Here is a 21,584-nt window from a genome sequence, read left to right as displayed (position 1 = left end):
GTATTTACCGTGGCCTTGTCATATTAACCGCCCGCCAGTTTTACTTTCATGCCTTTGGCTTCCAGCAGCGATTTCAGCAGATCCCGCTTATCTCCCTGAATCTCAATAACACCGTCCTTAACTGAACCGCCGCAGCCGCATTTCTTTTTCAGCTCAGCGGCCAGTTTCGCCAGCGCATCATCATCGAGGTCGATTCCGGTGATCAGGCATACGCCCTTACCTTTACGGCCGCTGGTCTGGCGCTGAATGCGTACCACGCCGTCACCTTTCGGACGTTCCACCACCGCCTTGGGTTCATCGATGCGGCCGCTGTCGGTCGAATAGACCAGCCGGCTATTAGAATCGCTCATTATGCCCCCTTGTGCAGTGATGCATTGATGCTGCGTAAGGTCGCAGCCGGGTCCGCAGACTGGGTGACCGGACGACCGATAACCATATAGTCAACGCCGGCTTCCTGTGCCTGTTCCGGGGTCATAATACGACGCTGATCGCCCGCGTCGCTGCCCTGCGGACGGATACCCGGCGTGACCAGCTTAAATGCCTGGCCCAGCTCCTGCTTGAAGCGCACCGCTTCTTGCGCCGAGCACACCACGCCATCCAGACCACAGCGCTGGGTTAATGCCGCCAGCTTCGCTGCATGATCGGCAGGCGATAACGTGATCCCGAGATCCTGCAGGTCGCAGGCTTCCATACTGGTCAGTACGGTTACGGCAATCAGCAGTGGCGCATCGTTACCAAACGGCAGCAGCGCTTCACGCGCCGCGGTCATCATCCGCGCGCCGCCGGAGGCATGCACGTTAACCATCCAGACGCCAAGCTCTGCCGCCGCTGCCACAGCACGAGCGGTGGTGTTCGGGATATCATGGAATTTCAGATCGAGGAACACCTCGAAGCCACGCTGATGCAGATCGCGAACAAACTGCGGCCCCAGCAGCGTAAACATCTCTTTGCCCACCTTCAGGCGGCAATCGCGCGGGTCGATAAGGTCAACAAATGCCAGCGCTTTGTCGCGGTTATCATAATCGAGCGCAACAACAACCGGAGAGGATGTAACAACGCGAGGAGAAGAGGTAGCAGTAGACATCGTGACCAGACCTTAATTGTTGATAGGCGCCGTCTGGCGCAAAAAAGGTAAACGGGCAGCATTCTACCTGCGATATCGGCAAATTGACAGGCTGCTTTTATCCCCTGCCAGACGAGGCTGTCTGCGGCGCTGAAGTGGTGAAACGCGATAAACTCATTAGTATGTTGTAACTAAAACGCGACTTTTTTTAGACCTTGCGACGGTTATTGTCCGTCGAGGCCGCGAATCGGTTTAATGGTTGACCATGAGCGGCAGGACGGGCAGTGCCAGTAGAGCGTATGGGCGGTGAAGCCACATTTCTGGCAGCGATAGCGCGGTTTACTGCGCACCTGCTCACCCACCATATTGCGCAGCACGCCGAGGCTCTCTTTCGCGCGCCCTTCTTCGGCTTCATTGAGGTGATAGTCCATCAGCTTGTGGAACACCCGCATAGTCGGATGACGCTCCAGCTGGCGGGTCACATAGTTTTGCGCAGACTCGATCCCTTCCCGCTGCTCAAGAATTTGCGCCAGCATCAGCTCGGCGGTGGCGCCGGTGTTTTCATCGGCACAGCGGCGTAAGAACTGCTCCCACTCGTCGAGTTTCCCCAGCTGCTGGTAGCAGGTCTGCAGCATATCGAGGGTTTCCCCCACCAGCTCTTTATCCTGATTGATGACCCGCTCGAGGCTTTCTACCGCTTTAGCGTAGTCGCCCTTCTCCATCCACACCCGGCCCATCATTATCGATACCCGGGCGCTGTTGCGGTCAGCCGCTGCGCCTTTCTTCAGCAGCGTCATGGCTTTGTCCATATCGCTGTTTGCCATCTGCTGCAGCGCCAGCTCACACCAGAAGTTGGCGATATCGCCCCGGTGTTTTTCTTTGCCGAGCTTAACCAGCCGTTCGGCGACATCAATAGCAGACTGCCAGTCGCTGGTGGCCTGATAGATTTGCAGCAACTGCTGCAACGCGCCAAGGCGAAAATCGGTCTCGTCTACCAGCTGCTTGAACATATCTTCCGCGCGGTCGTAGAGGCCGGCGGCCATGTAGTCGCGACCAAGCTGCTGCACGGCCAGCAGTCGCTGGTCGTAGGTCAGCGAGGCGCTTTCCATCAGGCTCTGGTGAATACGAATTGCCCGGTCAACCTCGCCGCGGGAGCGGAACAGGTTACCCAGCGTCAGGTGGGCCTCAACGGTGCCGGTGTCCTCTTTCAGCATGTCGAGGAACAGATCCACGGCTTTATCCTGCTGATTGCTCAACAGGAAGTTCACCCCGGTCACGTAATCACGTGACAGGCGGCTCGCATCGTCCTGTTTGGACTGTTGTGCACTTCTGCGCCCCATATACCATCCATAAGCAGCGGCAACGGGCAAAAGCAGAAACAACAACTCCAGCATAAATGATTATTCCTTCAGCGCAGGAACGGCTGCGCCAGCCAGCGTGGTGCTGGCAGGAGCAATTTGATGTTCGAGACGCTTAATTTTACGTTCAGCGCGAACCAGGGAAACGCGTACCCGCAGCCAGAAAAGGCCGCAAATCAGCCAGCCAATCGCAAAACCTGCGGCGAAAAGGACCGCCAGCAACGTTGAAATACGGAATTCACCCTGCGCAAGCAGATAGTTGAAGGTGACCTGTTGATCATTTTGCGCGCCCAGCGTCACCGAGATGACGAAGATGGCGAGTACCAGTAAGAAAATAAGTAAATATTTCACACTACTTCCCGTTTTGTGGGTTGAGCGAAAAAATCCCGCATTCAGCCCTATAAAGTATCATTTTCGCTGCAGTGGTGAAATGGAAAAGCATGACACCCTGTCAGGATATGTGTCCGGCTGGCGCGAAAATCAACGCTATTCCTGTTTTATCGCCCGTTTCTTAATATCCTGGGCCTCTTCGCCCGGTGGCGTAAGCGGACCGCACAGCCGCTGCGTGAGCCAGGTCGCCAGCGTCACCAGCAACCACGAGATAAGCGTTGCAACAATCAGGTCCTGCGGCCAGTGCATACCCAGCGCCAGGCGGCTGCCCATCACCGCCGTTGCCCACGTCAGCAGAACGGCCATGGTCAACCAACGCCGACGCGGCCACAGCAGCCCCACGCCGAGCAGCGCCCAGCTGGCGGCAAACATGGTGTGGCCGGAAGGGAACGCAAACCCGGTTTCTTTTTGCCAGTGCTTACGCAGGAATTTAGGAATATCCTGCTGCTGCGCCAGCTGTTCATGCACCAGTTTAGCGCGTTCTTTGCGTTTTAACGCGTAGAATTGATCGACGGGCACCTGTTGGCTCTTTTCTAACCAGACCACATACGGGCGCGGTTCCTGCGCCTGCTCTTTAATCCAGGATTTAATGCCTTGCCCCAGCAATATTGCCGCCGCCAGTATCATAAACAGCACCACGGCCGCGCGCAGGCGAAAACGCAGACACCACAGGAACCAGCCGCATAACAGCGTATGGGTGATAATTCCCCACGGCTGGGTCACGCTCTCGGTCACCCAGTACAGCAGTTTGAGTTCGGCACCATGCAGTCCGGGCTGCCACTTCCATCCGGATATCCAGACCACGGCGGGCATAACAATGAGCAGTGTCGCCGCAACGGCAGTTCGTCTGGCTATCGACAGCATCTTATCTCCTTATTTCATCTTTCGACTATCATAACGGAAAGTGGTTCGTTTGTGCGCTTTACGCGCAGGCAGCCGTGCGTAATTAGGAGAACGTCACGGCATTGTGGCAAAATAGCGGCAAACAGAAAGCACATTCAGGTGCTGACAAAATCTGGAGAATCACATGCAGCTTAAACGTGTGGCAGAAGCCAAACTGCCAACCCCCTGGGGCGATTTCCTGATGGTGGGATTTGAAGAACTGGCAACCGGGCAGGACCATGTCGCACTGGTATTCGGCGACATTTCGGGCCAGCAGCCCGTCCTGGCTCGCGTACACTCTGAGTGCTTAACGGGCGATGCCCTTTTTAGTCTGCGTTGTGATTGTGGTTTTCAGCTGGAAGCGGCCCTGTCGCATATTGCCGAAGAGGGACGCGGCATTCTGCTGTACCATCGTCAGGAAGGCCGTAATATCGGTCTGCTGAATAAGATCCGCGCCTATGCGTTACAGGATCAGGGCTACGACACCGTAGAAGCGAACCATCAGCTGGGTTTTGCCGCCGATGAGCGCGATTTCACGCTGTGTGCCGATATGTTCAAACTTCTGCATGTTGACCAGGTTCGTCTGCTGACCAACAACCCGAAGAAGGTCGAAATCCTGACCGAAGCCGGTATCAATATCGTCGAGCGCGTGCCGCTGATTGTCGGCCGCAATCCGAAGAATGCCCATTATCTGGATACGAAAGCCGCGAAGATGGGTCACCTGCTGAATAAGTAAGGTGTCTGAAAAGATTCAGGGCCAGCGATTGCTGGCCCTTTTTTTACAACATTTACAGCATATTGCGGATCACATAATGCAGAATGCCGTCATTCTGATAGTAGGTGAGCTCTGTGGCGGTATCGATGCGGCAGCGGCAGTCAAGCACTTCCCGCCTGCCGTCCGCGCGCGTTAAGACCACCTCAACCGTTGCACCAGGCTGTAGCGCCTGAAGATTGCCGATGTCGATCTGCTCTTCACCACTGAGGCCCAGCGTTTTGCGCGTGACGCCCTGCGGGAACTCCAGCGGCAGGATCCCCATCCCAATCAGGTTAGAACGGTGAATACGCTCGAAGGACTCGGCAATCACCACCCGCACGCCCAGCAGACGCGGTCCTTTAGCTGCCCAGTCGCGGCTGGAGCCGGAGCCGTACTCTTTCCCGGCGACCACCGCCAGCGGTACGCCCTCGCGTTTATACTGCATCGCCGCGTCATAGATAGCGATTGGTTCGCTGCCCGGCAGGTGGCGGGTCATCCCCCCCTCAACGCCCGGTACCATTTCGTTGCGAATACGGATGTTGGCAAAAGTACCGCGCATCATCACTTCGTGGTTACCGCGACGGGAGCCGTAGGAGTTAAAGTCCGCGCGCGCCACGCCGTGCTCTTGCAAATAGCGCCCGGCCGGGCTGTCGGCTTTGATACTCCCGGCAGGGGAAATATGGTCGGTAGTGACCGAGTCCCCGAGCATCGCCAGAATGCGCGCCCCGTGAATATCTTCCACCGGCTTCGGCTGTACCCCCATGTCATCAAAAAAGGGCGACAGGCGAATGTAGGTGGAGTCTTCCTGCCAGTCATAGGTGTCGGAGCGTTCGACCTCAATCGCTTTCCACTCCGCAGTACCTTCAAACACCTCCGCGTACTCTTTGTGGAACATCTCGGTCGAGACCTGCTCCACCGCCCGAGCAATCTCATGGCCGCTCGGCCAGATATCTTTCAGATAGACCGGCTGCCCCTCTTTACTGGTACCCAGCGGGTCGCTCGTCAGGTTGATGTTCATATTCCCGGCCAGCGCATAGGCCACCACCAGCGGCGGCGACGCCAGCCAGTTGGTTTTCACCAGCGGATGAATGCGCCCTTCAAAGTTACGGTTACCCGACAGCACCGCGCCGACGGTTAAATCACCTTTTTTGATGGCCTCTTCGATCGGTTCTGGCAGCGGCCCGGAGTTACCGATGCAGGTGGTGCAGCCATAACCGACGAGGTTAAAACCAAGCGCATCGAGGTACGGCGTCAGTCCGGCATGCGCCAGGTAATCCGAGACCACTTTGGACCCCGGCGCCAGCGATGCTTTGACCCACGGCTGTGGTTTGAGGCCCAGTTCCACCGCTTTTTTCGCCAGCAGACCGGCCGCCATCAGCACGCTGGGGTTGGAGGTATTGGTGCACGACGTAATGGCGGCAATGGCCACTGCACCGTCCGGCAAAGCGTAATGGTGTCCGTTCAGCGTATAGTCTACCGGCTGACGAGCGTTTTGTGCCCGATTGACTTCCAGCTCGCTGCTGGCGGCGAATGCCTTGGGTACATCGCCCAGCGCCACGCGATCCTGCGGCCGCTTCGGCCCTGCCAGGCTGGCTTCCACCGAAGCCATATCCAACGCCAGCGTGCTGGTGAAGACCGGCTCATCCCCAGACTGGCGCCACATGCCCTGCGCTTTGGCATAGGCTTCCACCAGCGCCACCTGCTCGTCGCTGCGGCCACTCAGGCGCATGTAGCTCAGGGTGACGGCGTCGATCGGGAAGAAACCGCAGGTCGCCCCGTATTCAGGCGCCATATTGGCGATGGTAGCGCGGTCCGCCAGCGGCAGTGAATCCAGACCATCACCATAGAATTCGACAAACTTACCAACCACGCCATGCTGGCGCAGCATCTGGGTTACCGTCAGCACCAGGTCGGTGGCGGTGATCCCTTCGCGCAGTTTACCGCTGAGCTTAAAGCCCACCACATCCGGGATCAACATGGAGACCGGCTGTCCTAACATTGCGGCTTCCGCTTCAATACCGCCGACGCCCCAGCCGAGTACCCCCAACCCGTTGATCATCGTGGTATGCGAGTCGGTTCCCACCAGGGTGTCAGGCCAGGCGAGCCACTCGCCGTTTTGTTCTTCGCTCCAGACCGCTTTCCCGAGGTATTCGAGGTTAACCTGGTGGCAAATACCGGTGCCCGGCGGCACGACGCTGAAGCGGCTGAAGGCCTGCTGCCCCCAGCGCAGGAACACATACCGTTCGTGGTTGCGTTCCATTTCAAGGCGGACGTTCTCTTCGAACGCCGACTGATGGCCAAAGCGGTCGACCGTCACCGAGTGGTCAATCACCAGATCAACGGGCGACAGCGGATTAACCTTCGCCGTATCTCCTCCCAACCGTTTTACCGCTTCACGCATGGCGGCTAAATCGACCACTGCCGGGACGCCGGTAAAATCTTGCATCAACACGCGCGCAGGACGATAGGCAATCTCCCGGTCAGCATGCGCATGTTCAAGCCAGCCCGCGAGGGCCTGAATGTCTTCGGCGGTCACGGAGTCACCGTCCTGCCAGCGCAGCAGGTTTTCCAGCAGTACTTTGAGCGATTTGGGTAGACGGGTCAGATCGCCCAGTTGTTTAGCGGCCAGCGGTAAGCTGTAGTAATGGTAGGTTTTATTTTTGACCTGTAGCGTATCCTTACTGGCTGCTCGTAGGGTTGACGACATAGCTCCTCCTTTATTGCAGGGATGGCATGCCCTGAATCTCCTCAGGGTTAATAATAAAGATAACACATCCCAGCCATAACACTTTGATAACAACCCAAATTGCTAAAATCGGCAAAAGCGCTAAAAACAAAAAACCTGAATAAAGACAGGGTATATTGTCGAATGAAATTGATAGAAAGGAATATGTCTGAGGGAATCGTATTAGTACATGAGTACAGAAAGAACTAATCGCCAGGTGTCTGACGATTAGTTCAACAGAAGGGATGATTGTTTAAAACTTGTGGTCGCGAAATATATCCTCCTTGTCGCCGCGGGTTATTAACTAAAATAATTTCTCACGATTTCGCTGTCATAAAAATGAAACATACCGCCTTCCAGAAAATGTACGCTCAGCTGATGATCCAAACGTTACAGACGACGAGCGCGATGATACTCCAGAACATCGCTAACCCGATGAGTACGGCGCTCCAGGCCCGACTCCTCAACACAGGATCAATCTCCGTTTTGTCACTTTCCTGTGACATCGCCAACTTCATATAATCGATATCACTAATCATTTTATCACCACCAATCGCTAAAATTATCAGGTACAGTTAAAGCTTAATTAGAGATAATAAATTAATCCAGTGAATTCTGATTTCTCCTATTATCTTTGATTATTATTTTGACCCCACCGGGTATATTTGCATTCGTGTTAATAGAAATAATGATTTTTGTGATTTAGACGACGTTTACAAATGTAATTAAGGGCCATTATAGGATTTGGCATCCCACCCGGGGATGCCAGATATGCAGTGCTCTCACTTTTCCGGCAGTTTAATATCTTTAAACATCGCCTCAATGTCTTCATTCGAACGTAAAGCCACCGCCGTATCAACCACATCACGCGTCAAATGCGGCGCAAAACGTTGAATAAAATCATACATATAGCTACGCAGGAAGGTGCTGCGACGGAAGCCTATTTTGGTGGTGCTGTGGCTGAAGATGCCGTTAGCATCCAGCTTGACGAGATCCGGATCGGAGACCGGATCAACCGCCATGCTGGCAATCACCCCGACGCCAAGGCCCAGACGCACATAGGTTTTGATGACATCGGCATCGGTGGCGGTGAAGACGATACGCGGCGTCAGCCCGGCACGGTTAAACGCGGTATCCAGTTCGGAGCGGCCGGTAAAGCCAAAGGTGTAGGTCACCAGCGGGTATTGCGCCAGCTCTTCAATCGTCACCGAGCCTCGGGAGGCCAGCGGATGTTCCGGCGTCACCACGATCGAGCGATTCCAGTGGTAGCACGGTAGCATCACCAGGTCATCGTACAGATGCAGCGCTTCGGTGGCGATGGCGAAATCGGCATTGCCCTTTGAGACCGCTTCAGCAATCTGCGTCGGCGAGCCCTGATGCATATGCAGAGAGACTCGAGGATAACGTTCAATAAAGCCCTTAATCACGCCAGGGAGCGCATAGCGGGCCTGGGTGTGGGTGGTGGCCACGTACAATGAGCCTTTGTCGGGCCAGGTATGTTCGCCGGCCACCGATTTAATCGCATCAACCTTGGACAGCACTTCGCGTGCAATACGGATGATCTCCTGGCCGGCAGGAGTGACCTGAGTTAAGTGTTTGCCGCTACGGGCAAAAATCTGAATGCCAAGTTCATCTTCCAGCATCCGAACCTGCTTACTGATGCCGGGCTGCGAGGTATACAGGCCTTCGGCAGTAGAAGAGACGTTCAGATTATGGTTAACCACCTCAACGATGTAGCGGAGCTGCTGTAATTTCATGGCTGATATCCGTTAACGCGTAAAATGAGCCAGCTTGATACATGAACGTTTCAATCGATTGAGGTCTGTTGCACGCCAGGACGATCCCTGCGGGTTGCAGTGATATCGCCATCAGGCACGCTGAAACGATGATGTATAAGACGATTTAATAATAAAAAAGAGATTAACTATAACCACTATATCATTTATACCTTCAGTGTATAGACACTAACAAAAAATAATAAGCCGGTTATAAGGCAGCGTTCAGGCGGGGAATAAAAACCATTTTAGCTGAAAAATCAGCAAGAAAAAGGGCCGCTATGCGGCCCTTTCAAGGAGAGTCATGCGCTTACTTTTTCGCTTCAGTCCATTTGCCATCAATATAGAAGGCTGACCAGCCGGTCGCTTTGCCATCTTTCTCTGAGGCCACGTACTGCTGCTTGGTCTTACGGCTAAAACGCACCAGCGTTTTGTTGCCTTCAGGATCCTGCTGCGGTGCATCGGCGAGATAACGCAGTTTCTCGGCCAGACGATCGCGGAAGCGGTACAGTTCTTCAACTAATGGCGCACGTGTTTCACGTGATTTCGGGAAGGTGTTAGCCGCAAGGAAGACCCCTGCCGCACCATCACGCAGCACAAAATAGGCATCCGATTTTTCACAAGGCAGTTCCGGTAATGGAACCGGATCTTCCTTCGGCGGAGCCACTTCGCCATTACGCAGAATTTTACGCGTATTCTTACATTCGTCGTTGGTGCAGGCCATGTATTTGCCGAAACGCCCCATTTTCAGGTGCATTTCAGAACCACATTTCTCGCACTCCACGACCGGGCCGTCATAGCCCTTGATGCGGAATTCGCCCTCTTCAATCTCGTAGCCGTCGCAGGTCGGGTTGTTACCACAGACGTGCAGCTTGCGCTTCGGATCGATCAGGTAGCTGTCCATCGCCGTGCCGCATTTCTGGCAACGACGTTTGGCACGCAGCGCGTTGGTTTCGGCGTCATCGCCTTCCAGCACGTTGAGCACTTCATTTTCCGGCACCAGGTTAATGGTGGTTTTGCAGCGTTCTTTCGGCGGCAACGCGTAGCCAGAGCAGCCGAGGAACACACCGGTGCTGGCGGTACGAATACCCATCTTGCGGCCACAGGTCGGACAGTCGATGCTGGTCAGCACCATCGGGTTCGGCTGCATGCCGCCCTCTTCCGGATCCTTCTCAGCCGTTTCCAGCTGGGTGGTGAAGTCGCCAAAGAAGTGGTCCAGCACCTTACGCCACTCGGCCTGGTGGTTAGCCACCTGGTCAAGACGGTCTTCCATCTGCGCGGTGAAATCGTAGTTCATCAGATCGCGGAAGTTCTCTTCGAGGCGATCGGTGACAATCTCACCCATTTTTTCTGCATAGAAGCGACGGTTTTCTACCCGCACGTAACCGCGATCCTGAATGGTCGAGATGATCGACGCATAGGTAGACGGACGGCCGATACCGCGTTTCTCCAGCTCTTTTACCAACGACGCTTCACTAAAGCGCGCCGGCGGTTTGGTGAAGTGCTGCGCTGGCATCAGTTCAACCAGGGTCAGGCTCTCGCCCTGATTGACCACCGGTAAGGTGCGATCTTCATCGCCTTTACGCAGCGCCGGCATCACTTTGGTCCAACCGTCAAAGCGCAGGGTACGACCACGCGCTTTCAGTTTGAAGTCACCGGCCTTCACGGTCAGCGTGGTGGAGTCGTACTGCGCCGGTGTCATCTGACAGGCGACAAACTGGCGCCAGATCAGCTGATACAGTTTCAGCGCGTCCGCTTCCATCCCTTTCAGGTCTTCAGCCATCACGCTCACATCAGAAGGACGAATCGCTTCGTGCGCTTCCTGCGAGTTTTCTTTGCTGGTGTACTGGTTGGCGTTTTCCGGCAGATACTTTTTACCAAAGTTATCGTCGATATACCCGCGAACCATGCTGAGCGCGTCCTGGCTCAGATTGGTGGAGTCGGTACGCATATAGGTGATGTAGCCCGCCTCATAGAGACGCTGCGCCATCATCATGGTTTTCTTTACCCCAAAGCCCAGACGCGTACTGGCGGCCTGCTGCAACGTCGAGGTGATAAACGGCGCACCCGGCTTGCTGCTGGTCGGTTTATCTTCACGCTCGAGGACGCTGTAGCTGGCTTTTTCCAGTAACGCCACCGCGGCCATGGTCTCGTCACGGTTAACCGGACGGAATGGCTTGTCGTGCTTGTGCGTGACTTCCAGCGGTAAGGCATCGCCCCCCGGGGTGGTGGTACTGGCGTCGATTTCCCAGAACTCTTCCGGGACGAAGGCTTTAATTTCGCGTTCGCGTTCAACCACCAGACGCACAGCAACGGACTGGACGCGGCCGGCAGACAGGCCACGCGCAATTTTTTTCCACAGCAGCGGAGAAACCATATAGCCCACGACGCGGTCCATAAAGCGACGCGCCTGCTGGGCATTAACACGATCGATATTCAGCTCGCCTGGCTTATCAAATGCCTGACGGATCGCGTTTTTAGTGATTTCATTGAACACCACGCGGCTATAGCGTTTTTCATCTCCACCGATAACTTCCCGCAGGTGCCATGCAATGGCTTCCCCTTCGCGGTCAAGGTCAGTTGCGAGATAGATATGGTCGGCTTTTTCAGCCAACTGTTTGAGTTCTGAAACTACCTTTTCTTTACCCGGAAGTACTTCGTACTGTGCATCCCAGTCATGCCATGGGTCGACGCCCATACGATTGACCAGAGCGCTACGTTCATCCTTTTTAGGCTTTTTAGCCCCTTTGGTGGAGGTAGAGTCGGCGCTCTTTTTGGAGGCTGAGCCACTGGTCGGCAAATCGCGGATATGACCGACGCTGGATTTCACCACGTAGTCATTACCCAGATACTTATTGATCGTTTTGGCTTTTGCCGGGGACTCAACGATAACGAGAGCTTTACCCATATTCACCTTTACCTAATTTGATTCATCCAGGAATAGATCGCACATGTTGATTCACCATCCATGGGTGGCGTACGTCAAATGTTGCGACGCCGTCGATGGATATCAACCCTTTGCACGTCTGGTTTCACATCCATAAAACCAGATAGCTGAGTTTACTGACGTTTGCCCGTCAGGTGACATAGCACGAAGAATTTTTGGCCGAATGTCAAGCAAATCTGTTGCCAGATCGCCGAAAGCGTCACACTGTACCTGATAAAATTCGTTACGCAACTTTATTAGCATGCAAATGCAAATCCTGCCAGTAAAGTCATGTTTCTTAGACCCTTGCCATTATCCATGTATTCTAAATGGAAAATTTGCCCCTGCTCGCCACGCGGCGTAAACTATCGCAGGAAGAAACACAGGAGTCCGTTATGCAAGATACAACCCAACCTATCGATCGCCAGACACTACTTGAAGTAGCGAATAAACTCATTCGTGAACATGAAGACACGCTCGCCGGAATCGAAGCGACCGACGTTGTTCAACGTAATGGCGTACTGGTTTTCAGCGGCGAGTTTTATCTTGATGAGCAAGGCCTGCCAACGCCCAGGAGCACTGCGGTATTTAATATGTTCAAATATCTGGCGCATACGCTGTCAGACAAATACCACCTGGCAGATTAGACTTTGTAATATATCCAAAGCCCATAATGTCAACGCGAGGCATTTGCCTCGCGTTGTTGTTTGATAAGCCAGTTACATCAGCGGTTTTTGTCCCCGCTGCCACCAGCGGAGCAGTAACCGGTCGGCACTTTCCGCGGCGCTCCCGGTAAAGCGGTCGAGCATTTTTTTACGCTGCTGGTAACGCACGGCAATCACGTCATGAGTGTCAATCAGGCCCAGAAGCAGCTCGTCACTGGTTTTCACCGCGTCCACCAGCCCCTTCTCCAGCGCCTGCACGCCATACCAGTGTTCACCGGTTGCCACTTGCTCGATATCCAGCGAGGGGCGCATTTCATGGACAAAATCTTTGAACAACTGATGGGTCTCGTTCAGGTCTTCGCGGAACTTGCGGCGGCCTTCATCGGTGTTCTCACCCAGCAGTGTTAAGGTCCGTTTGTACTGCCCGGCGGTATGCAGCTCAATATCGATCTCTTTGCTCTTCAGGAAACGGTGAAGGTTTGGGATCTGCGCCACCACACCGATAGAGCCGAGGATGGCAAAGGGAGCGGCAACAATGTTGTTCGCCACGCAGGCCATCATATAGCCACCGCTGGCCGCGACTTTATCGACCGCGACGGTGAGTGGAATTTTTTTGTCACGCAGACGCTGCAGTTGCGAGGCTGCCAGGCCATAACCGTGGACCACGCCACCGGGGCTTTCCAGACGCAGAATAACCTGGTCGCGGGGTTTTACCGCCGCCAGCACTGCGGTTATCTCTTCGCGCAGGCTACCGACTTCGTGCGCATCCATACTGCCTTTAAAATCCAGCACCCAGGCACGCGGTTTGCTGTCCGGCTCCGCCGATCCCAGTTTGGCTCGCGCTTTGGCGGCTTTCGCCTCCTGCTTGAGCTTTTTCTTTTGCGCTTTATGCCAGAGCTTTTGCTGCGGGCCATCGAGCAGCGCTACCGCCAGCTCTTCCCGCATATCCTTGTATTGCTCGCTAAGATTAGTCACCCGCAGCTCACCGCGCTGTTTCTTGCGCAGAGCCTGGTTAACGATAATTGCGGCAATAACCGCAATCGCGACAACCACTGTCACGATTTTGGCCAAAAACAGGCCATATTGAGCAAGTAATTCCACGTTTTCACCTTGTGTAAACCACTGACGTTGAAGCACAGTGTACATCAGCCGCCTTCAGGAAGTCTCTGCGCTTTGTGTGCGGTACGAGGCTCGTTCCTCTTTTTTTTAGCGACGCTGAAAACGTTGCAAGATATTCATTTCGATACGTGTTTCCCCCTTCGCCGATTGCAATAGCCGCCTGTTTCAGGCATAAAACGCAAAAGTGAGATACCGAATACACCGTGCGATCGTCTGCAGATTGCTCAAGGAGTCGCCGTGCACTATCAGCCGCAGAGTCATTTATTAAAAGATCGCATCATTCTGGTTACCGGCGCCAGCGATGGGATCGGTCGTGAAGCCGCGCTGACCTACGCGCGCTACAACGCCAGCGTTATCCTGGTCGGGCGTAACGAAGAGAAGCTGAAAAGCGTCTCGCATGAAATTCAACAGGCCGGCGGGATCCCCGCGCCGTGGTTTACGCTGGATCTGCTCACCTGTACCCCTCAGGCGTGTCAGCAGCTGGCGCAACAGATAAGCATCCACTACCCGCGCCTCGATGGCGTGCTGCATAACGCCGGCCTGCTGGGCGACGTGTGTCCGATGGACCAGCAAAAACCGGACGTCTGGCAGCAGGTAATGCAGGTTAACGTCAACGGCACCTTTATGCTGACCCAGGCCCTGCTTCCTTTATTACTGAAGTCCGAGTCGGGCTCATTGGTCTTCACCTCCTCCAGCGTTGGCCGTCAGGGACGCGCCAACTGGGGCGCATACGCTGCCTCCAAGTTTGCGACTGAAGGGATGATGCAGGTGCTGGCCGAAGAGTATCAGAGCCGTCACCTGCGGGTGAACTGCATTAATCCGGGTGGCACGCGCACCAAAATGCGCGCCAATGCCTTCCCGACGGAAGATCCGCAAAAGCTGAAAACTCCCGCCGATATCATGCCGGTCTATTTATGGTTGATGGGCGATGACAGCCGTCGTAAGACGGGAATGACCTTCGATGCCCAGCCCGGGCGCAAACCAGGAATTGCACAATGAGTGATGAACGTTACCGTGAACGCCAGCAGCGGGTAAAAGATAAAGTCGACGCCCGAGTGGCGGCAGCGCAGGAAGAACGCGGCATTGTTATCGTGTTCACCGGTAACGGGAAAGGAAAAACCACCGCCGGTTTTGGCACCGTCACCCGTGCCATCGGGCATGGTAAAAAAGCCGGCGTCATCCAGTTTATTAAAGGTACCTGGCCCAATGGCGAGCGCAACCTGCTGGAGCCACACGGGGTTGAATTTCAGGTGATGGCCACCGGGTTTACCTGGAATACCCAGGATCGGGAAAGCGACACCGCTGCCTGCCTCGCCGTCTGGCAACACGCGCGGCGGATGCTGGCTGACGAGACGCTGGATATGGTTCTGCTTGACGAGCTGACCTACATGGTGGCCTACGACTACCTGCCGCTTGAAGAGGTGCTGTCGGCACTGCGCAACCGCCCTGCCCAACAAACGGTGATTATCACCGGGCGCGGCTGTCATCGCGAGTTAATCGACCTGGCCGATACCGTCAGCGAGCTGCGGCCGGTGAAGCACGCCTTCGATGCCGGGCTCAAAGCGCAGATGGGAATTGATTACTAAGCGCTCGCCGTACCCACCACGCATGATGGTACGCCAGCGTCAATGACGACAGCGGTAGAGGCACTACAGGAAGATTTACTGCAAAAAGGTGTCCGGCGGGAACCCACCGGACATCAGGAGATTAGCCGTTGTTACGGCTGCCACCAGAGCGGCGATTGCTGCTGTTGCCCACCTGGCTATGGCGTTTGACAGCGCGACGAATCTGATTCGCCTTCACACGACGACGATCTTTCTCTACCGCTACTTTAGTGGTGGTTTCTGCCGGCAGCTCCACCAGCTCACGCAGGTAGTTGGTCTGCGCCAGATCCAGCTCGGTATAGCCGCCGCGAGGCAGGCCTTTTGGCAGCGGGATATCGCCGTAGCGAACGCGGATCAGACGGCTGACCTGAACACCGACGGCCTCCCACAGGCGACGGACTTCACGGTTACGCCCTTCGGTCAGCGTGACGTTATACCACTGGTTGATCCCTTCACCGCCGGCAAACTTGATAGTTTTAAAGGCCGCCGGGCCATCTTCCAGCTGCACGCCGCGAGACAGCTGACGCAGTTTGTCTTCGTCAACCTGACCAAACACGCGCACGGCGTATTCACGTTCGACTTCACGGCTTGGGTGCATCAGTCGGTTTGCCAGTTCACCATCGGTGGTAAACAGCAGCAGACCGCAGGTGTTGACGTCCAGACGCCCCACCGCAATCCAGCGTGCGCCACGCAGTTTTGGTAAACGGTCAAACACCGTCGGACGGCCTTCCGGATCGTTACGGGTACAGAGTTCACCTTCCGGTTTGTAGTACGCCAGGACGCGGCAAATCTGCTCAGCAGACTCTTTCACCGAGATCACATGACCATCAATACGAATTTTCATACCCTGTACAACTTCAACGCGATCGCCGAGGGTGGCGATTTTGCCATCGACGCTGACGCGGCCAGCTTCGATTTTAGATTCAATCTCACGGCGGGAGCCGTGGCCGGCGCGGGCCAGCACTTTCTGTAGTTTCTCGCTCATTGAGCTTCCTTAAGGTGTCGCCTTCCCAGGCGTCTGGTATACTTTATAAAACAACCGGATAGCTATATAACCAGTTGTTTTGTAGATGCTTTCTACATCAAAGGGGGGCGTTATCTTCAGCCAAAGCCGGGCCCGCCCGTCTACGTGGGCGGCTATTCTACACTAACTAAAAAATGAATGCTGCTTTGCGTTGCATTCGCCTGCTACGCCGGTCTACAGGCTCCATCGATTATGCGTCAGATTGCCGCCTTTATCCTCCCTGTTGCGCACAATTTCACGCAGGTTCACCCTCTTTTTCATCGTCAGCGGGGCTCTCATTCTGGTAATAGAAGGCCCCGGTTTCGCAGCGGAAGCTGGAAAAGGCCGCCGGGTGATGGAAGTAGTACCCTTGCGCCTTCTGGCACCCCAGCTTCTGCAGCTGCTGCTTCACGCCCTCATCTTCTATCCCTTCAGCAATCAGCGGCACTTTAAACCCGCGAGCCAGCACGATCAGCGAGTTAATCACCGATGTCGCTTTCTCATCATCCAGATAATCGCTGATAAACTGCTGGTCGATTTTAATACTGTCGAACGGTAGCGTATGCAAATAGGACAGGCTGGAGAAATTGGCGCCAAAGTCATCGAGCGAGACCGATATACCGTGGCGACGCAGGTAGCTCAACATCTTACCAATCCGCTCAACATTATTGGCCAGCACGCGTTCGGTGATCTCGATGCAGACGTTGGCATTTGACAGCCCATTGCGGCGGATGGAATCCATTAAGTGCCAGGCAAAATCCTGCTGCAGGATCTGGATCGCCGAGACATTAATATAGATAACGAAATCTTTCGGCGCGCCGCGGGCAATCATCGCGGCCAGCTCACGGCACGCCTCTTCAATGATCCATTTCCCCAGCGGGATGATAAGCCCGGTTTCTTCGGCCAGCGGAATAAAGCGGTCAGGAGGAACGTCACCCAGCACCTCAGAATGCCAGCGGATCAGACACTCCCCTTCACGGCAATGTTCCTCATCGCCCTGATCGATAATAGGCTGCAGGACCAGATGAAACTCCTGCCGATGAATCGCATCGCTCAGGTGCTCATGCAGGCGGATATTAAACAGTTCGTGATCGCGCATTTCGCTGGAGAACAGCGTAACCACACCATTGCCCTGCTTTTGCGCCTGCTTCAACGTAATCCAGGCTTCCTGCAGCACCTGGGTCACGTTCTGCGCGGTGATCTCGCTGAACACCATCCCGACATTACCGGTATAGACATACTTTTTATCTGAGGGATAGTGCTCCAGTTCTTCGCTGATAAACAGTGACGATAAAATGTCGCGGTAGCGTTGATAATCCTTTTGCTGATTCATCCCTGGGAAAACAATAATGATCTTATCGTCTTTATCGCGGGCGAGCAGCGTGTCCGTCGGCAGCAATGTCTGCAGACGGCGGATAAACTCATTAATAAAGGTGTTGCCGTACTCCGCCCCTAGCGAGTTAATAATGGTGTTCATGTTGCTGATACTCACCAGCCCCAGCAGGTTGCGGCGACTGTAGAGCGCATCTTGTTGCAGCAGCCCCGCCCGGGTAAAAAGCCCCGTGCTTTCATCCTCTTCAATTTTCCGCCGCTGGCTTTCAAAACTTTCCGCCAGCTTGTACGACAGCGCCATAAAGGTGGTTTCGAGGGAGACAATCTCCGGGAAATGCCGCTTATTATCCGGCGGGGTCCAGCGGTGTGTCGCCAGTTGGTCGGACTTACGCACGATATCCTGCAGCGGTTTCGCCACCCGTTTCAACACCCAGAACACCACCAGAAGGCCAGTAATCAGCACCAGAAACAGCACCGCCATCGTCATCATCGAATACTTCACTACCGTGTGGGTAATGGTCTTCGCCGGGCTGATAATCACCCCCTGCCATTGCAGTAATGACTCGCGGTCTCGTACCGGGAAGGCGTCGACGTAATAATCTTTGCCCTGCACCGTCATCGCTTGCAGGCCTGGCTGCTGCGCCTGTTTTATCGCCTCGTTCGCCGCGACGATAACCGGGTTGTCGAGGGAATCCAGCTTTTGCAGCGTGAGCGCGCTCTGCCCCTCTTTTTTCAACATACCGTGCGCCAGCGTCGGCAGGGATGAGGCGATCAATTGCTGCTGCTCGTTGACGATCAACAGCACGCTGCTCGGAAAGGGTTTGAGTTTTTCCAGTTGCTGATTCAGTTCTTCGAGATGCATTTCGCTGGCCACCACGCCGACAAATTTCCCCTGACGGTTAAACGCCGGGGAACTGTACGCGACCGCGATTTCCTGACGATGCTCATCGTTCTGAAAAGGGGTTGTCCAGCCAGCATTCTGGCTGTGTGCGACAGGCTTAAACCACGCGCTCTGTAAAACATCCACATTGTCGATCGTTTTATCGACGCTGGCGTTCACGCTGAGATGGTTGTAGACCGTCAGTTGATGCTGAGTTTGCGCATCCTTGAGCGAGAGATAGTCATTATCCGAATGCGCTTTATCATGTGCCACCTGAACCAGGTCGCCATTTACGCTACCAAACTCAATGGTGCTCAGATACTGCTTATTGATAAACACATTGTTGAGGGTATTGGCGATATCGCTGACCAGATGACGAACCTCGATGGTATCGCCCTCTTCACGGCCAATGGCATGAACAATAATGGCATTCGACTGGATCGGAACATCGATATAGTCGTGGATGGCCTCTTCGATGGCGATTCGCCTGGCGCTGAGAATGCTCTGGCTGACTTCATCAATAAAAGCCGAGCCCTGGAAGTAGAGAAAAGTATAAACGATCAGCAAAACCGCGATGACGGTAGTAAGCAGCGTTAACGGAATCATGTGCGCCAGCGACAGCGGATAGCTCTTGATCGAAAACTGTTTCTTGAGAATTTGCATAGAGTCTCCCGAAGGTGCCGCCGTTATTCCGGCTCGACAAACAAAATGCCGTTTTCCGGTGCGAATTGATCGAAGGCCTTCGGTCGGGAGTAGTAGTAACCCTGAGCGAGGTCACATCCCATCTCCTTGAGCTTGGCCGCCATTTCTGCGGTTTCGACCCCTTCGGCAACCAGCGGAACTTCAAAGCTTTGTGCCAGCATCAGTACGGAGGCGATCACCGCCTCACTCTTCTTGTCATCCAGCACGTTTTTCACAAACCCGCGATCGATTTTCAGGCAGTCAAACGGTAATGAATGCAGGTAAGAGAGGCTGGAATAACCAGAGCCAAAATCATCAATCGCCACCGATACGCCCAGACGGCGCAAATAGGCGAGGATCTTCACCACCCGGTGGGTATCGTGCAGCAGGACGCTTTCCGTAATTTCGATGCAAATATTGCTGTTCATCAGCTCATAGCGCTGGATGGCAGCCAGTAAATGAGTCGAGAAATCAGGTTGTTGTAGCTGCACCGCGGAAATATTCACATGCAGTTTAAAGTCCTGCGGCGCACCGTTGGCGATAAAGGCTGCCAGTTCGCGACAGGCGGTTTCGACAATCCACTTACCGAGCGGCACAATCATGCCGGTATGCTCGGCCAGACCAATAAATTTGTCCGGCGGCACAAAGCCCAGCACGTTGGACTGCCAGCGGATCAGGCATTCACCCTCTTTGCAGTGGCTGCCTTCTTCAAAGGAGACGATGGGCTGCAACACCAGGTGGAAACCTTCGGTCTGCAGGTCATCGCACAGGGCCTGGTGCAGACGCAGGTTATTGACCTCTTCTTCGCGCATTTGCGAGGTAAACAACTCGCTGGCTCCGCTGCGTTGAAGTTGCGCATGCTGTAAGGCAATACTGACGTTCATCAGGCATTCGCTGATGTTCTCCTGCGACAGCGTGTCCTGAACCATCCCGACGTGGCCGGTGAAAATATGCGCATCACCGGATGACTCCGGCGTCGCCAGGCGGAATATCGAGGAGAGCAATGAGCTGTAATAGGCCACATCTTTGCTTTCATAGGTTCCGGCAAACGCGATGATAAACAGATCTTCACGATCGCGGCAGCACAGCGCCCCTTCCGGCAGGATCTCGCGGATACGCAGGGCAAACTGGCGGATAAACTGGCGTGCCAGCTCATTGCCTAGCACGTTCTTCACCGAGTTGTAGTTGCTGACATGCACCATCGCTAACAGGTTGCGGTTGTCATACAGCGACTCGGTCAGCAGCAGGCCGTTGCGGTTTAAAAAGCCGGTTTCCGGATCCTCTTCTAACTTCTTACGCTTATTTTCGAAGGCCCCAGGCAGGGTCTGCGAGACGTTATTCAGCGCCTCATCGAGGTTGGCAATTTCCGGGAACAGCCGTTTAGGCTGTTTAGTCCACGGCATCAGGCCAGGCCGCACTTTATCCGCCACTTCTTTCAGGGTGCCGGTAAAGTGAGAAATAATGAGCGCCAGAACGACCATCAGCGCAAAAATGAACAGCATATTGCTGAGGGTCATCATCAACCGCTGCTGGTTCATCGCGGTATTTGCCTGCTTATAAGGCGCGATCATCAGTGCCTTCCACTTCAATGCCCGATCGCGATCCTGGACATCAAAGACGGTCGCCAGGTACTCGCGGCCATCGATGTTAAAGGACGTGACGTCCTGTGGACGGCTGGTCTTGAGGATCTGGCGAATCACCGGCTGGTTTTGTTGCAGCGCCGCGGTGATGCCCGAGGAAGCGACGATATGGTTGCTTTCATCGCTTATCAACAGCGCTGAGCGGGTGCCCGGAAGAATACTTTGCAAATATCCCTTCATATCGGCCGGCATCGTCCCGCTGGAGATCAGCCCGCGGAACATCCCCTGCTTATTGAATACCGGCAGATGATAGATGATGGTCGGGCTCCCGGTGAGGCGTTCGATACTCCAGAAAGGTTGCTTCTTTTGTCGCGCCTTCACAAACCACGGCTGCCCGGTAACGTTGAAATGCTCGTTAACTTTGACAATCGTCGAATCTTTGGTGATGCCGCTATAGCTCACCAGGCGCTGCGGCTCGCTAGCCAGCGTGCGTTGTAAATAGATTTGGTTGCTGTGATCGTTTCGCACCACGGAATAGTAACGACCGCTGGTTTCAGCCCAGGAAAGGCTTTTAAATGCCGGAGTGGAATTCAGCGCATGAGCAGTTAAATAGACTAACTCCGGCACCAGTTGCTGTTCCGGGATATTGTCGTCACTGCCCTGAATATATTGCTGCAACAGATTACTGACCTGCAGCGGGCGCTCGAAGAAATCTTCCAGCTTATGTTGCACCAGTTGGCTATTACTGAGCAGCAATTGCTTACTGACCACCTCTTCCACCTGATGAGACTGATAATTAAATAACCCAGTCAGGCAAACAATAATGATAATCAATAAAATCAGAGAA

General features: G+C 54.5%; 17 protein-coding genes. 4 read left to right on the top strand and 13 right to left on the bottom strand.

Translation table 11 applies throughout. The features are described from left to right. Positions 1–23 precede the first annotated feature (23 nt). From yciH to pgpB, 5 genes are all read right to left on the bottom strand, one after another. A complete protein-coding gene (yciH, locus tag EDF82_RS02535) occupies positions 24–350 on the bottom strand; it encodes a stress response translation initiation inhibitor YciH (protein ID WP_123754047.1) in 327 nt (108 codons plus the stop codon). Then, entirely contained in the window at positions 350–1,084 is a 735-nt protein-coding gene (gene pyrF, locus EDF82_RS02530; RefSeq protein WP_123754046.1) for an orotidine-5'-phosphate decarboxylase, read from the bottom strand. The genes yciH and pyrF overlap by 1 nt, the downstream gene beginning before the upstream one ends. Positions 1,085–1,287: 203 nt before the next feature. Then, on the bottom strand, positions 1,288–2,457 hold the full coding sequence (lapB, locus tag EDF82_RS02525; RefSeq protein WP_123754045.1) for a lipopolysaccharide assembly protein LapB: 1,170 nt from the start codon (positions 2,455–2,457) through the stop codon (positions 1,288–1,290). Between the two features lie 6 nt (positions 2,458–2,463). After that, positions 2,464–2,772, bottom strand: coding sequence for a LapA family protein (locus tag EDF82_RS02520; protein WP_123754044.1), 309 nt, complete (start codon positions 2,770–2,772; stop codon positions 2,464–2,466). A 135-nt stretch (positions 2,773–2,907) separates the two neighbouring features. Then, positions 2,908–3,675, bottom strand: coding sequence for a phosphatidylglycerophosphatase B (gene pgpB, locus EDF82_RS02515; RefSeq protein WP_123754043.1), 768 nt, complete (start codon positions 3,673–3,675; stop codon positions 2,908–2,910). Positions 3,676–3,838: 163 nt separating this feature from the next. On the opposite strand from pgpB, the gene ribA reads away from it, so the two are divergent. Then, a complete protein-coding gene (gene ribA / locus EDF82_RS02510; RefSeq protein WP_123754042.1) occupies positions 3,839–4,429 on the top strand; it encodes a GTP cyclohydrolase II in 591 nt (196 codons plus the stop codon). A gap of 52 nt (positions 4,430–4,481) precedes the next feature. Here the strand turns inward: ribA and acnA are convergent, their stop codons facing one another. The 4 genes from acnA to topA all read right to left on the bottom strand — a co-directional run bounded on the left by acnA (position 4,482) and on the right by topA (position 11,855). Next, positions 4,482–7,154, bottom strand: a complete 2,673-nt coding sequence (gene acnA / locus EDF82_RS02505) for an aconitate hydratase AcnA (protein WP_123754041.1) — start codon at positions 7,152–7,154, stop codon at positions 4,482–4,484. A 389-nt stretch (positions 7,155–7,543) separates the two neighbouring features. Continuing rightward, a complete protein-coding gene (locus EDF82_RS02500; RefSeq protein WP_123754040.1) occupies positions 7,544–7,711 on the bottom strand; it encodes a YmiA family putative membrane protein in 168 nt (55 codons plus the stop codon). A gap of 243 nt (positions 7,712–7,954) precedes the next feature. Beyond that, positions 7,955–8,929: an HTH-type transcriptional regulator CysB gene (gene cysB / locus EDF82_RS02495; protein WP_004861036.1), complete on the bottom strand. Its 975-nt coding sequence runs from the start codon at positions 8,927–8,929 to the stop codon at positions 7,955–7,957. Between the two features lie 328 nt (positions 8,930–9,257). Next, on the bottom strand, positions 9,258–11,855 hold the full coding sequence (gene topA, locus EDF82_RS02490; RefSeq protein ID WP_123754039.1) for a type I DNA topoisomerase: 2,598 nt from the start codon (positions 11,853–11,855) through the stop codon (positions 9,258–9,260). Between the two features lie 413 nt (positions 11,856–12,268). Between topA and EDF82_RS02485 the strand changes: the two genes are divergently transcribed. Continuing rightward, on the top strand, positions 12,269–12,520 hold the full coding sequence (locus EDF82_RS02485) for a YciN family protein (RefSeq protein WP_123754038.1): 252 nt from the start codon (positions 12,269–12,271) through the stop codon (positions 12,518–12,520). A gap of 72 nt (positions 12,521–12,592) precedes the next feature. Here EDF82_RS02485 and sohB read toward each other — a convergent pair whose 3' ends face one another. Further along, entirely contained in the window at positions 12,593–13,639 is a 1,047-nt protein-coding gene (gene sohB / locus EDF82_RS02480) for a protease SohB (RefSeq protein WP_123755454.1), read from the bottom strand. A gap of 255 nt (positions 13,640–13,894) precedes the next feature. Between sohB and EDF82_RS02475 the strand changes: the two genes are divergently transcribed. Together EDF82_RS02475 and cobO are read left to right on the top strand one after the other, a co-directional pair. Then, positions 13,895–14,656, top strand: coding sequence for a YciK family oxidoreductase (locus EDF82_RS02475; protein WP_123754037.1), 762 nt, complete (start codon positions 13,895–13,897; stop codon positions 14,654–14,656). After that, entirely contained in the window at positions 14,653–15,243 is a 591-nt protein-coding gene (gene cobO / locus EDF82_RS02470; RefSeq protein WP_123754036.1) for a cob(I)yrinic acid a,c-diamide adenosyltransferase, read from the top strand. The genes EDF82_RS02475 and cobO overlap by 4 nt, the downstream gene beginning before the upstream one ends. Positions 15,244–15,364: 121 nt before the next feature. Here the strand turns inward: cobO and rluB are convergent, their stop codons facing one another. From rluB to EDF82_RS02455, 3 genes are all read right to left on the bottom strand, one after another. Further along, complete coding sequence (gene rluB / locus EDF82_RS02465; RefSeq protein ID WP_123754035.1) at positions 15,365–16,246, bottom strand: 23S rRNA pseudouridine(2605) synthase RluB; 882 nt, start codon at positions 16,244–16,246, stop codon at positions 15,365–15,367. Positions 16,247–16,520: 274 nt separating this feature from the next. Then, on the bottom strand, positions 16,521–19,139 hold the full coding sequence (locus EDF82_RS02460; RefSeq protein ID WP_123754034.1) for an EAL domain-containing protein: 2,619 nt from the start codon (positions 19,137–19,139) through the stop codon (positions 16,521–16,523). Positions 19,140–19,162: 23 nt separating this feature from the next. Next, the gene (locus EDF82_RS02455) at positions 19,163–21,508 is read right to left on the bottom strand and encodes an EAL domain-containing protein (protein WP_227540096.1); all 2,346 of its coding nucleotides are present in this window, start codon (positions 21,506–21,508) and stop codon (positions 19,163–19,165) included. Positions 21,509–21,584: the final 76 nt, after the last annotated feature.

This window comes from Klebsiella sp. BIGb0399 (assembly GCF_003752615.1).
GTDB classification, from domain to species: domain Bacteria; phylum Pseudomonadota; class Gammaproteobacteria; order Enterobacterales; family Enterobacteriaceae; genus Klebsiella; species Klebsiella lignicola.
This window is presented reverse-complemented; position numbering and strand designations above follow the sequence as displayed.

Excerpts from the sequence above, each read along its gene's own strand:
- yciH (WP_123754047.1), bottom strand. The coding sequence starts at position 350 with ATGAGCGATTCTAATAGCCGGCTGGTCTATTCGACCGACAGCGGCCGC.
- pyrF (WP_123754046.1), bottom strand. The coding sequence starts at position 1,084 with ATGTCTACTGCTACCTCTTCTCCTCGCGTTGTTACATCCTCTCCGGTT.
- lapB (WP_123754045.1), bottom strand. The coding sequence starts at position 2,457 with ATGCTGGAGTTGTTGTTTCTGCTTTTGCCCGTTGCCGCTGCTTATGGA.
- pgpB (WP_123754043.1), bottom strand. The coding sequence starts at position 3,675 with ATGCTGTCGATAGCCAGACGAACTGCCGTTGCGGCGACACTGCTCATT.
- ribA (WP_123754042.1), top strand. The coding sequence starts at position 3,839 with ATGCAGCTTAAACGTGTGGCAGAAGCCAAACTGCCAACCCCCTGGGGC.
- acnA (WP_123754041.1), bottom strand. The coding sequence starts at position 7,154 with ATGTCGTCAACCCTACGAGCAGCCAGTAAGGATACGCTACAGGTCAAA.
- EDF82_RS02500 (WP_123754040.1), bottom strand. The coding sequence starts at position 7,711 with ATGATTAGTGATATCGATTATATGAAGTTGGCGATGTCACAGGAAAGT.
- cysB (WP_004861036.1), bottom strand. The coding sequence starts at position 8,929 with ATGAAATTACAGCAGCTCCGCTACATCGTTGAGGTGGTTAACCATAAT.
- topA (WP_123754039.1), bottom strand. The coding sequence starts at position 11,855 with ATGGGTAAAGCTCTCGTTATCGTTGAGTCCCCGGCAAAAGCCAAAACG.
- EDF82_RS02485 (WP_123754038.1), top strand. The coding sequence starts at position 12,269 with ATGCAAGATACAACCCAACCTATCGATCGCCAGACACTACTTGAAGTA.
- cobO (WP_123754036.1), top strand. The coding sequence starts at position 14,653 with ATGAGTGATGAACGTTACCGTGAACGCCAGCAGCGGGTAAAAGATAAA.
- rluB (WP_123754035.1), bottom strand. The coding sequence starts at position 16,246 with ATGAGCGAGAAACTACAGAAAGTGCTGGCCCGCGCCGGCCACGGCTCC.
- EDF82_RS02460 (WP_123754034.1), bottom strand. The coding sequence starts at position 19,139 with ATGCAAATTCTCAAGAAACAGTTTTCGATCAAGAGCTATCCGCTGTCG.